Below are 13753 nucleotides of genomic sequence, written 5' to 3' on the forward strand. Positions count from 1 at the left end.
GCCGGATGCTGAAGACCGCGGATGACACTGTCATGTCATCCGCGCATTCGACCCGCTGCCGGCCCTCTCAGCGCACCAGCCCGCGCCGCTCGCCCGGCGTGAGCGGCTGCTGCTGCGCCGCGGTCAGCGTGCCCGCGCCCAGCACCTGCACCACGCCGTCGGGGTTGTAGCCCACGCGTTCGGCCGCGCCGCCTTCACGGCCCTGCGGCGGCGCCGCGGGGGCCTCGTTGCCGAAGCCCAGCACCCGCACGGTGAACACCGAGGGCAGCGCCTGGCGCGCCGCTGCCCGTTCGCGCTGCATCACCTCCTGCGCCGCCACCGCGGCCTGGGCGGCGGCGGCGCTGGCGTTGCTCAGCGCGCCCACGTTCACCGACGCCACCACCGGCATGCCGATCGACTGCCCCTTGACCTGGATGTTCTCCGCGTTCACCACCTGCAGTGCCGCCAGGTTCACGTTGCCCGACACGCGGATGCCGGCCTCGCCCGCATCGATGGTGCCCAGCGGCGCGATCAGGTCGACGTCGCCCGGCGGGATCTCCGGGATCGGGTTCAGCGTGGCGATGCCGGCACCGGTGCTGGGCGTGGCCGGCGACAGCGTCACGTTGCCCACGCTGTCGTAGACGCGCCGCTGCGGCGTGGCCACCACCGTGGTCTTGGCGCCGCGCCCGGCGTTGATGTCGCCCTCGGCCGACCAGGCCAGGATGCTGCCGCCGAAGGTGGTGAAGATGCGGCTCTGCCCCATCAGGATGTCGCCCTTCGCGTAGATGTGGATGTCGCCCTCGCCCAGCGTCATCACGCCCGAGCCCGGGCCTGGCACGAAGCCGCCGTCGACACCCACCAGCGTGCGCCCGCCCGGCGTCATGATGCTGATATCGCCGCCGAAGTTGGTGTGGATGCCGGCGTCCAGCACGTCGTAGAAGGACACGCCGTAGCCCGGCCGGTTCAGCGCCACCCACTCCGCGTAGGTCAGGTAGTTCACCCCCGGGCGCGGGCGCGCCTGGCCGGTGCCGTTGTTCACATAGTCGGCGTTGTAGTAGAGCGCGCTGCTGAACATCGTCAGGTCGCCCGCATACGACAGCGCCTGGCCCTGTGCGTCGTGCGAAGGCAGCAGCGTGGCGATGGCTTCGCGCCCGCGCAGGTAGCTGCCGAAGCGCTTGCCGCCCTCGTCGTTGTACTCGCGCCCACCGGCCTTGATCTCGGCGTAATACACGTTGCGCAGGAAGGCGCTGCGTTGCTCGGCCGGCAGCGCGTCGAAGAAGGCGCGCGCATCCATGGTGGCGGCATCGAAGTGCAGGCCCGAACGGTTGGCGCCCGCCTTGCCGAAGCGTTCGTTCAGCCAGTTGACCAGGTGCAGCCGGCTCTCGACCTTGTACTCGCGCGCCAGCGCCCGGCTGGCGGCCGTGTCGCCACCGGCCAGGGCCTGCTCGCGCCGGTGGTCGAGCGTGCCCTGCTGCGCGGCCAGGAAAGCCTCGGCACCGGCCTCGTCGCCGGTGTAGCCGAACTCGCGCGCCAGCCATTGCGACAGCGTGAGCTGCCCGCCGTACACGGTCAGCGCGGTCCCGGGCTGGTCGGCAAAGGGCAGATCGGGATTGGCGAGGTGGGCCGGATCGAGGTAGCGCGCGGCGAACGCATCCCAGTGCGCGCCCGAGCCCAGGCCGGCGGCCACGGCGATGCTGGCGCCGCTGGCGCGGTCGGACGCCACCCCGTCGACGGCCGGGCCCAGGCTCTTGAACTCGCCCTTGTCGGCCAGGTAGATGTTGCGCCCGGCGCTCACGTCCAGCAGGCCGGGGCCGGTGACGTAGAAGCTGCTGTAGCGGATGTCGCGGCCGGCCTGCACCACCGAGACATCGTCGGCGAAGGCGTGCGCGATCAGGTTGCCGCGGCTGTTGCCGGTGGAGTCCTTGACACCCGTGACGGTGTCCGCGCGACCGAGCTGCGTGCCCGAGTCGGTGATGTCGCGCCCGGCGCGCACCGCCACCGGCATCGAGCCTTCATAGCGCGAGCCCTGGGCCCCCGCCGGAAAGCCCAGCAGCACTTCCTGGCCCACGCGCAGGCCGACGATGTCGCCCTCCACCGCGTAGTAGCGCGCCGGCGCCTGGCCCACGCTGGCGTAGGCGGCCGTGGCCGCGCTGCCGAAGGTGAAGAGCGGCGCCACGTTGGCGCGGCCACCCTCCGCGCTGATCCAGGTGTTGCGGCTCGCCACCTCGGCCGCGGTGTTGTGCACCCAGAGCGGGTCCCAACCGTAGGGTCCTCCGCCCGAGTCCGCCACCTGGCCGACGAAGCCGGGCCGGAACACGCTGGACATCGCGGCCGGATCGGCCGTCGAGGCGCTGAACACGAAGCCGCTGCCGAAGATCGAGTCGCGCGCCAGCAGCTGCAGTTCGCCGCGGCCGGTGGCGTTGGCGAACTGCGCATCGGTCGGCGACGGCGCCAGCACCACGCCGAAGGCCACGCGCAGGGGGGTCTGGCCGAAGTTGTTGACCAGCGAGGTGGTGCTCACGCCGTAGTAGAGGCTGCCGTTGGCCGCCGCCGCGCGCAGGATCGACGGGTAGAAATAGCCGTCGCTGTTGGCCGACTGGTTGCGCCCGTCGCCGTTCCAGCGCAGGTCTTCCTGTCCACCGCCTTCGGCCCAGGCCGTGGTGGGGGTGAGGTTCCCGCCCGCGCTCAGCAGGTCGATGGCCGTGGTCGGTGTCCACATCGAGAACCAGGTCCAGCCCAGGTCCGCATGCTGCGTGCCCTGGTAGGAGAACGAGGTCGATTCGAGCATCAGCGTGCGCCCGGGGTCGGCCACGCCGCCCAGCACCAGGTCGCCGCGCGTCTCGATGCGCACCGTGCTGTCGCCCAGCACCAGGATCGGGCCGCCGCCGGCCAGCGCCGCACCGGCCGCGTACGGGTCGCCGGTGCGCGTGTCCACCAGGTTCAGCGCGCCATAGCGCGGCTGCGTGCCGCCGATGGCGCCGGCGTCGATGTGCAGCGCGCCACGCAGGTTGACGAAGGTGCTGTTGAGGTCGTGCTCGTTGCGGCGCCAGGTGGCGTCGGGGTTGAGCGTGCCGCCCAGGCGCAGGTCCAGGTCGCCGCCGCCGGTCTGCACCAGCGTGCCGTCGGCCGTGATGCGGCCGGTGCTGGCCACGGCCAGGTGCAGGCCCTGGCTGCGCGGGTTGTGCGAGGACGCTTCGAGCTGTTGGCCGGACGGGTTGGGCCGCGTGCTGCCGCGCGGATCGATGATGCCGGCGTTGCCACCCGCTTCCACCCGCAGGTTGCCGCCACCCAGCGTGCCCACGCCGGTGAAGCCGACCAGGGACGGGTCGTTGCCGTACAGGTAGGTCCCGTACTCGTCGGGATTGCCGTCGGCGCCGCCGCCCACGTAGGTGCCGAAGTTGATCCACCAGGCCGTGGGCACGGCGCTGGCGCCGCTTTCCACCGAGCCGGTGCCCTGGCGCCAGAGCCAGTTGCCGACCGCTGTGCTGGCGTGCTGCTGGCGCGTGTTGCCGAAGGTGTAGGAGGGCTCGATGTAGGCGGCGTTGTTGCCGATCAGGTCACCCGTGAGATTGCCGCCGGCACGCAGCAGCACGTTGCCGCCGCGCTCGGGGTACCAGGCCGCATAGAGGCTGGCGGCGCCGCCGTCCACCAGGGGTTCGAAGGCCGCGCCTTCGGGCTGCAGGATGGTGCCATCGGCGGCGCGGGCGCGCGCGCGGTCGAAACCGGCGCCCGGCGCGGCCGAGGGCGTGCCGGCCGTGTACACGCCGTAGGGCGTGCGCAGGTCCAGGTCGCCGGCGGCGATCAGGTCCAGATCGCCGGTGCCGGTGCGCAGCACGCTGAACAGCTGCTGGCGCGCCGGCTTCATCACCACCTCGGCGCTCAGGAACTCGACCACCGTGCCGAAGCCGTAGTCGTTGAGTTCCTCGACCTTCTGCCAGATCACCCCATAGTCCTTCAGCACCTGGATGGTGTCGGACTTCAGCAGCGTGCCCGGCTGCCAGTCGAAGCCGTAGTACAGGCTCATCATCTCGAGGAAGCCGGGGTCGACGCCGAGGGGCAGCTGATAGGTCTGGTCGTAGGCGGTGCCCAGGCCGAAGTGGGTATCGGCCAACTGCAGCCGTGCCGTGCTGCCGGGCCGGGTCAGGCGCGAATCGGCAGCGCCCAGGTCGGCGCCGGCCACCAGGCGCAGGTCGCTCGACTGCGAGCCCGGCGCCAGCATGGGTGCCAGCGCCCAGGTGCGGCCCTGCCGGCCCTGCGCGTCGGCGGGACGCAGATCCACCACCGTCGCGCCGTCCGGCAGCACGACGTCGGTTTCCGAGGGCACGATCGCGCCCTTGGCCAGGGTCAGCGGCTGCGCCAGCGTCAGGTCCATCGGCAGCTTCCGGCCGGCCGGCCAGAAGCTGGCCGCCAGCGTCGTGGGCGCCGTGAGGCGGAAGCCCGCATCCAGCCGCAGGCCGGCCGCGAGCACCAACGGCTCGCGCAGCACGGTGCCGGCGGCGTGCAGCAGCGTGCCATCGGCATCGCGCACCGCCGCGGCCAGCACGGTGCCGGCGGGCAGGCTCAGGCTCTGGCCCAGCGGCATGGCCACGGGCAGCACGCTGCCGGCGGGCAGGCTCAGGCCTGCGACGGGCAGGTCGTAGTTGAGCGTGCGGCCGGCCTTGAACACCGTGCCCGCGTCCAGCGTGGCCACGCCCGCATGCGGAATCACCAGGTCGCCGCCGAAGGGCATGCGGCCGGCCGGCAGCACCCAGCCCCTGTCGTCGGGCGTCTCGCCCAATCGCGAGCCATCGAAGCCGTCGCTGATGCTGCCGAAGATCTGCAGGTTGCCGCCCGCGCGCAGCACCAGCGCGCCGGCTTCACCGGAGCCGTGGACGCCGGTCCGCTGCGAATGCGGGTTGACGCTGGCGTAGCGATGGCCCGACAGGTCGATGTCGCCATCCACATGCAGGTCGCCCGTGGTGGCCACTTCGACACCGGGACGCAGGCGGAACTGGTCGCTGTAGGCCCGCAGGCCGGCGAGCCGGCCGTTCATCAACGCGCCGTTGGCCAGCGCGTGGCCGATGAAGGTGGCGCTTTCGCCGTGGCGCGCGTCCAGCCAGGCCTGGTCGATGGCCTGGTAGGGGCGTCCGTCGACCGTGGTCTCGGTGCCCAGGGGCGCGTCTTCGTAGCGCTGGAAGGCGTTGAGCGCGATGGAACGCGCGCCGGTGATGGTCAGCGCGCCGGCGGCGTCGATGTCCACGTCGTGGCCGGTGGCGCCGCCCAGGCGCCGGGCATTGAGCGCCACCGTGCCGTAGCGGGCATCCGCGCCGGCCACGTCGAGCCGCATCGTGGCGCCCGGCGCGAGCAGCAGGCGGCCGTCGCCCGCATCGATCTCGATCACGGCGCGGTTGGGCGCCTCGATCGCCTGGCCGTAGCTGTCGCGGCGCAGCACGCTGGCGCGGGCATCGAGCACGCCCGTGCCGGCCACGGTCAGGCCGTGGTTCGCGGCCAGGCGGATGGTGCCGGCCTGCTCGCCGCTGGCATCGATGCGCCCGTTGACCGTGAGGTGGCCGTTGTCGACCGAGACGTTGATCTCGCGGGCCTTGAGCTCGTCGCCGATCGCCAGGTCGCCCTGGCCGAGGCGGAAGCTGCGGCCGCCGAACACGCCGCCGTCGCTCAGGCGCGCGTTGAGGCCTGCGAAGTCGTCGATGCGCAGGCCATGCACCTCCACCGTGCCGGCTGCGAAAGGCACCTGCGTGCCGCCGGCGTCGTAGCGGCCGCTGGTGCGGCCGTCGATGGCGCCGGCCAGGCCCACCGTGCCCTCGACGGCGATGGCCGTGAGCCGGCCGGCGCGATTCTGCTGGGCCGACAGGTCGATGCGCGACGCGGCGGCCTGCGTCACATTGCCGCTGCGGCTGTCGAGCTTCACTTCGCCGCCCCAGCTGTAGCTGCTGACGTCGAAGAAGTCGATCTTGCGGCCCGCCAGGTCCAGCTGCGCGCCGTCGTCCAGCCGCACATCGTCGCCGGCCGACAGGCCGAGCTTGCCGCTGGGCAGCAGCACGGCGGTGTCGAGCGTGAGCCCTCGGCCTGCATCGAGCGACAGCGTGGCGCCCAGCGCATCGGCCAGCGTGGCGTTGTCGGGCAGCGGCGAGGCGCTGCCGGCCGGCGCCTTGGCCGTGATGGCACCGCCGGCCTTGAGGGTGTTCACCGAGCCGGCGTGGCCGGTCAAAAGCGGTGTCAGCAGGTGCAGGTCGCCACCGCTGTAGTGGCAGGCCTGGGCCGCGTCGTCCCAGTCGCCCTGCGACCGGTACACGGCCAGCGAGCCCTTGTGGTTGGCGGTGATGCGCTCGCTGGCATTCAGGTGCACGCTGTCGAAGCCCAGCACCAGGCGGTCGTGGCTGTTCAGGGTGTCGGCCTGGCTGCGCGGGCCGTAGCCGAATTCGATCTGGCGCGCGTCCACCACGAAGCGGCCGCTGCCGCTGCCGGCGCCGCCGGCCACCACCGTGCCCGGAAGGCTCAGCGCACCGTTCCACACCAGCCTGTCGGTCTCGATGTGCGCCACGTCGCCGGCCGCACCCCAGCCGTAGATCGCGGGCGCACCCAGCACCAGGTTCTGCAGCGCGGAGCGGCCGGTGGCCGCGTCGACGGTGGAGAGCTTCACGCTGCCGAAGAAGTTGACCGCGTCGCGTGCGCTCAGCACCAGGTTTTCCAGTGCGGGTGCGCCGGTGCGGGTGTCGCCCTGCAGCAGCCGGTCCAGCACCTGCTGGTCGAGCGTGAGGCCCGCGGGCAGGATGCCGCCGTCATGGGCGGCCGCCAGCTGCGCCTGCGTGCCGACGTTGATGGCGCCCACGGCCAGCACCAGGTCGCGCGCGCCATAGCGCACCGAATCGTCCAGCAGGAAGGACTGGTCGGTCACCGCGGTGATGGTGCCCTCCGAATACAGGCGGGTCTCGCCGGTGCAGCTGGCACCGGCGGCGCAGGTGCCGATGTGGATGCGGCCCGCGCCAGCGCCCGGCGTGCCGGTGGTCGTGGGCGGCAGCACGTCGAGGCGGCCGTTGCTCAGCGCCAGCACGGAGGCCGGTCCCGGCGCGACGACGTAGCCGTCGGCCGCGCTCCAGGCGGCCGCGCCGCGGCGCAGGGTGTCGATGCCTGCGCCCTGCTCCAGCGTGATGCCGCCGTCCGTGCGGCCGGTCACCAGGAAGACCTGCGGGGCCGACAGCACGGCGCCCGCGCGCAGCACGATCTCGGCAGTGGTGCCGGAGGACGAGCCCAGGCCGACGCGCCAGGCGTCGGCGGTCGAGCCGTAGCCTGCCAGGACGGTGAAGGTGGAGGCCGGCAAGCCGCCGATGGCGATCACGCTGGCGCCGATGCCGTTGAGCAGGTCGGCCTGTACCGAGAGGCCTGCGTAGCCCGTGGTGGGCGCGGCGCCGCCGGCCAGCACCTCGACCTGGGGCGCGAGCAGCGACACCGTGCCGCCGCGCCCTCCCTCGGCTGCGGCGAACTGCACCGTGCCAGGGGCGATCTGCAGCTGCGCGCCCGGCAACAGCGAGAGCACGCGCGCGTCGCGCTCGAGCTGCGGGCGCGGCACGCTGTCGCGCAGGGCCCAGTCCAGGCCGAACTGCGCGTAGCTGGTCTCGTTGTATTGCGCATAGCTGCGCAGCGTGCCGCCCGGCGTCAGCACGGCCTGCGTGCTCAGCGCATCGACGATGCCGGTGTGGGCCACGCCCAGGCGCGCCGCCGTGCTGTACGAGCCATTGCGCATGGCGTGGGTGCCGCCGAAGGCGGCCTGGCTCGGGGCCAGGCCGTTGAGCTCGACGCGGAAGGCGCCGGGCATCAGCGCGTAGCTGGAAGGCAGCAGCGTGTAGGTGCCCGCGGGCAGCCCCGGCACGCCTTCGCCGATGGTGATCTGGCGGCCCACCCCCGGGTCGCCCGCGCCCTTCTCGGCCGCGACCGGCGCGGCCGCGGCTTGCACCCCCGGCACGATGGCGTAGACCGGGTTGGTGGCCAGGCCCGGCAGCACGAAGCGGCCGTTCGCCTGCACCTGCAGCAGCGGGTGCAGGCGCGCGTCGGTGGAACCGCCGCGGCCCGACAGGAAGCCGGCGCCCTGGAGCGCACCGCCGCCGCGCAGGTCGAGCGTGGCGCCGGCCTGCACATCGATGTCGCGCGCCGTCAGGCGCACGCTGCCCAGCAGGTCGCCCAGGCCGTAGTAAGGCACGTCGAGGCCGGCGTAGTTGTAGGTCAGCCCGTCGACCGTGCCGCCATAGGGCATCACCAGCCCGGCCGCGCTCACCGACGTGACGCTGCCCGGCAGCAGTTGCACGGTGGACGGCGGCGTGCCCTGGGCCGCGCCGATGCCCAGCGTGACCGTGCCCAGCGGCGCGCGCACCACGCCCCCCTGCGCCACGTTGGCCGACAGCAGCTGCAGCGAGCCGAACACCGCATAGGGCAGCGCCGCTTCGGGCCCGCCGCTGTGTTCGATGCGCAGGCTGCGCGCCGGGTCGTAGCCGATCTCGAAGCTGCCCCAGTTGGAGAGTGCGCCGCGCTGGCCGGCGATGACCTGCGCGCGGGCGCCAGTGGCCGGGTACAGCTGGCTGGCCGCCAGCACCAGGTCGCCCACGGTGGTGAGCGAGGTGTTGAAGAGCACGCCGCGGCTGGAGGCCAGGAAGCGCAGGTCGCCCTCGCTGCGCAGCGTCACGAGGTCGAAGCCGGCCCGCTGGATCAGCGGATCGGCCGCACGCACCTGGCCGAAGGTGCCGAACTTCACCTCGTCGAGCACGTCGAGCAGCGAGGACTCCACCAGCAGCCGCGAATCCGCGGCCACTTCCACCATGCCGAGGATGCCCGAAGGCTGGGGCAGCGCACGCGGCAGCAGGTTGAAGTCCTTCTGGCTGCGTGTGACCCCGGCCAGGCGCACGTGCGGCGCGGCCAGGCGCACGCTGGCGCCCTCGGCGGACCCTTCGACCAGGCTGATGCTGCCGGACGTGAGGCGCAGGCTCTGGCCCAGCGTCAGGTCGAGCCCGCCTTCGAGCGTGATCATGCCGCCCGACAGCAGGCTCAGGTTGTCGAAGCCACCGGCCTCGATGCGGTCGGCGCCGAGGCGCGCATGGCCGTACATCAGCGCCGCATCGCCCTGGCCGGGCCGCAGGCCGGCCGCCAGCGGCTCGGGCGCCTGCCGGTTCAGCAGCGCGATCTCGCGCGGCACCAGCACGCCGGCGTCGGGGCCGGCACTGTTCACGTAGTTGGGCGTGTCCAGCGCCAGGGCCAGCGTGCCGCCAGCGGCGCCCGCGCCACCCGCGGCCGCGCGCAGTTCGCCGTCGAGGTACAGGCCGTTGAAGCTGCTCAGGTAGAGCAGGCCGCCGTCGGAGGCCACCACGGTGGCGCCCTGCTGCGGCAGGTCGAGCAGGGCCGAGGTGCCGGAGGCGTCCAGCCGCGCGCCGGAGCGCACGACGATGAAGTTGTCGATGCCGTTGGCCAGGGTGGCGTCGGCACGGTAGCGGCCACCGATCTGGATGCTGCCGCCGTTCAGCACCGTGCCATAGCGGTGCCCCAGCACATCGGTGGCGGTGGCGGCCAGCCCGGCCACGTCGAGCACGGCCCGCGAGCCGATCCAGACCGAGCGGTCGTGCGCCTTGACCGAAGCGATGTCGTCGTTGCCATAGCCCAGCGGCTGTACCTCGATGCGGCCGCCGGCGGCATGCAGTGCGCCCTCGATCGTGATCTGGCCATTGCCCGTGAGCGCGATGGCCTGACCCGGATCGACCGTGAGCTTCGCATCCGCACCCACAGCCAGCGTGGGCGCCAGGGCGCTGGCCTGGCGGCCGGCCGTCAGCGCGATGCTGGCGCCGGCGCGCTGCCCCAGGCGGTGCGCCGCCGCGTCTTCGGTGAACAGCGGCGGCTCCCACAGGCCGAGCGCCTGTGCCGGCTCGGCGCCGGTGGCCAGGTCGTAGGCGGCGCGGCGATCGAGCTGCAGCACCGGCATGCGCACGGCCACGTCGGCGCCCTCGGCCACCGCCACGCCGCCCAGGCCCACCACCTCGTAGCGCGAGAAACCCTGGCCGAAGGTGTTCGCCGCCAGGTGCATCAGCGGCGCCACGGACACCGGCTGCGGCAGCACCGTGCCCGCGCGCAACACGGTACCGGCGGCATAGGTGATCTCCTTGGGAGCGAGCGTGCCGGCCTTCATCACGCCGGCCGAGGGCGCAATGCCCATGCCGTCCGGGAAGGCATCGGCCGGCAGCACATAGCTCACCGGGAAGCCGTTCGCGTTGCTGATCGCCATGATCACGGTGCCGGCCGGCACACGCACCGGCTGGTTCCAGGCGTACATGTTGATCTGCTGCCCCCCCATCCGGACGATGGAGTAGGAGTTGCTGCCGGTGGGCACCGGCGCCAGCCAGTCCGCGGCCAGCGTGATCCAGCTGGCGGACTGGTTCAGGTCGATCAGCGGCGAGCCGCCGACCGCCTCGCCCGGCAGCGCGCGGGTTCGCACGAAATGGAAGTCGGCCGGCAGCACCGCGCCTTCGGCCACGGAGAACGCGCCCTGCGTGACCAGGTCGGACAGGGAGGCCTGGCCCGCAGCCAGCGTGCCGTCGCTGCCGGCCACCTGGCCGCCGATGACCACGGCATCGCCGGTCTGCAGGTGCAGCGTGCCGCCGCCCTGCACGCCGTGGCCGCGCAGCTCGCCCTCCAGGCGCAGGTGGCCGGCCTTGCTGCCGCCCGCCGGCAGGCCATCGGCGATCAGCGTGATGCTGCCGCCCTTGCCGCCGCGCGTCTTGCCATCGGCCAGCAGTGCCGCGCCCGAGGACACGTCGAGCAGCGCGCCGGCGCCCACCGTCACGTCGCCGCTGCTGCGCAGCGCGATGCGGCCGCCGTGGACGTAGGGCAGGCCACCGGCATCGCTCGCGTCCTGGCGCAGGTTGGTCCACACGCCGCGCGCATCGAGCGTCACGCCCCCGGCGACGGTGGTGCGCTCGATGACCCCGGCCGGCGTCTGCGCGGCGACGGGGCTGTACAGCCAGCCCAGGCCGGCGCTGGTGATGCGCTCGACCAGGTTGCCCAGCGCGATGCTGCCGCCACGCGCCGTGAGGTCGGCATTCACCTGCACCTCGGTGGCGTGCAGCGCGATGCTGCCGCCCTGCGCCACGCTGACGGCCTCGTCCACCGTCAGGCTGCCGAGGGCGTAGGCATGCAGCGTGTCGAGCCGCTGCGCGCCGAGCCAGGCCGCATCCAGCACGATGCGGCCGGCGCTGGACGGACCGGCGTCGGCGTTGCCGATGACCACCTCGTTCACCACGGCGCCCGGGTTGTCGCGCAGGGTGCGCGTGTCCTTGTCGTAGACCGGCGTGTAGCGGCCCACGATCAGTTGCGCACCACGCGCCGCCGCCGTCTGCGCCTGCGCGTAACCGTCCAGGCCCGCATCGCGGGCGCGCGTCTGCTGCGGACCCTGGTAGACGCCGGTGTCCAGCTGCCCCTGCAACGTGGCCGCCTGCGTCGCCACGATCAGCCGGCCCGCATCCCGGCCCACCGTGTAGCCACTCTCCAGCCGACGCTCCGGTGCGATCAGCGGGCTGGCGAAGTTCTCGGTCACGCCCCAGCGCGCATGCACGGACTCGAAGCCCTGGTACACGCCGGTGTAGCGCAGGTCGCCCGGTGCACGGGAGGCGCTGTAAAGGCGGCCATCGGCGCCCTTGAGGAAGGTCTGTTTGACGTAGCCGGTCTGCACGTCGAGCGAGCCGCCGGCCAGGTTGATCAGGCTGCCCTCGTGGGTGGTCAGCTCGCCGCCGGTGAACTGCACCGTGCCGCCCTGCGCCGCCCATTCGCCGATGCTGTGGCCGGTGATGCCCAGGTAGCCGCCCACTTCGAGCAGCCCGCCCGCGGTGTACCAGCGGTCGGTTTCGTAGCCGTTGGTGCCCGCCGGGACTTTGACGAGGGTGCGCCGGTCGATCCAGATGTTCTTGTTGTTCAGGCTCTTGTCGTCGCGGTTGACGGGCGCGTCGCGCTGCTCGTTGCCCTGCGCATTGACGAGCACGTTGTTGGCTTCCATCGCCACGCGCACGCCCACCGCGCCGGACACGTCGATGGTGGCGCCGCCGGCCAGCGCGGCGCGTGCCGCGTTCACCATCACCTGGCCGCCGGTCGCCAGCGTGAGCGAGTCGGCGCGGAAGTCGACCGCGCCCGCGCTGTCGATCAGCACCAGCGACTGGTCGCGCCGGTGCTGCACGCCGTCGCCGCTCTTGTCGGACTCCTTGATCAGCGCATCGCGCTGCGCATCCAGCGCGGTGGCGGCGGACTCGGACAGCAGCACGGCCGTGAGGCTGCCTTCGCCCAGCTGGACCCGGCCGTCGGTGTCGCCGCCCGCATTGTTCAGGTGCACCGTGCCGCGCACGGTCACCGAGGTGGTGGCCACCGCCACGCCCTGCTGGCGCACATCCTGTCCGGTGAGCGTGATGTCGCCGGTGGCGGCCTGGATCAGGCCGGTGTTGCGGACCAGGCCGGCGGCCGAGCCGTCCTGGCGCAGCGTGCTCACCACGTTGCCGCGCGTGGTCGCGTTCGGGTTGGCCTCGGTGCCCTGACCGCGGCGGATCACGAAGGCATCGCCCGCGGCCAACACGGCCTGCCCTGCGGCGGTGTGGATCTGGCCCGCGTTGTGCACCTCGCGCCCCGCCAGCAGCACATAGCCGCCGCCGTCGGTGACGCTGGTCGGCTGCGCCGTCTGCAGGCGCGCGCCGGCCTCGACCACCACGTCGCCCGTGGCCGCGCCATGGCTGAAGCTGCTGGCGGTGGTCGCGAGGTCGTTGGCCAGGCTGGGGATGAACTTCGTGCCCTGGGCCTCGCTGAACAGCCCCTTCTTGAACTGCGCATCGCTCATGCCGACGGCCGAGGCCACCAGGTTGCGCGTGTCGACCTGGCTCGAGCCGCTGAACACGATGCCGTTGCGGTTGACCACCATCACCGTGCCGTCGGCCTGGATCCGGCCCTGGATCCGAGAAGGCCGCGCCTGCGGATCGTTGACCCGGTTGAGCACCGACCAGCTCGGCTGTTGCTCGAACTTCAGGGTGGTGTCGCGCCCGACGTTGAAGCTCTCCCAGTTGAGCACCGCCTGTGCGCCGGTCTGGGCGATCGTGACCTGCGTCTGGCCGCCGCTGCGGGTCTGCACCGGCGCCTGTGCGTGGGCCCAGCCGGCCGTGAGGCTGTTCGTGTCGACCTGGAGGCCGCCTTCGCCCAGCCCGTCGGGCACGCTCGAGGCGCCGGCCAACGCCGCCGCGCGCGCCGCGGCCTGGGCCGCCTGCTGCGCCGCAATGCTGCGTGCCGCGAGGTTCAGGTTGCCGATCGAACGCTGCAGTTGCGCCTGGGCCTGCTGCTGCTGCGCCAGCGGGTTGGTGAGCGTCGATGCCAACTGTCCGTTGGGCAGCCGCCCCGTGGCGGCGGCCGTGTCCTGCGCCAGGTTCTTCTGCGCCATCCAGGCGGCGCCGAGGGCGCGTTGCGCCTGCGCGGGGCCCGCCGCCCCCATCGCCACGCCGGCCGTGAGCAGGGCCGCCACGGCCCGCATCATCGGGTTGAGCCGCGTGCGCCGCAGCGAGCTTCGCGGGCCCGAAAGGAAGGCCGAGGAAGAGGATGCGCTCCTGTTGCGCGTGACCGCCGTGTTGCGTTGCATGGGTGACCTGTTCGTGTTCAATGGCTGGACCGCGCCACGACGCCCACCGGCCGTGCCGGCGCGGGGTTGTCGTGACCTACGGGAGCTATGACAGAACAGGGGAAACGCGACTGCAGCATGTCACGAAAACTTCACAAAGCA

At 72.8% G+C, this 13753-nt stretch carries 1 protein-coding gene; it reads right to left on the bottom strand.

The features are described from left to right. Nucleotides 1-67: 67 nt before the first annotated feature. Nucleotides 68-13612: a filamentous haemagglutinin family protein gene (locus tag K0H49_RS07865; RefSeq protein ID WP_219210921.1), complete on the bottom strand. Its 13545-nt coding sequence runs from the start codon at nucleotides 13610-13612 to the stop codon at nucleotides 68-70. Nucleotides 13613-13753: the final 141 nt, after the last annotated feature.

Source organism: Variovorax boronicumulans, from assembly GCF_019352895.1.
In the GTDB taxonomy this organism is placed as follows: Bacteria; Pseudomonadota; Gammaproteobacteria; order Burkholderiales; family Burkholderiaceae_C; genus Variovorax; species Variovorax boronicumulans_A.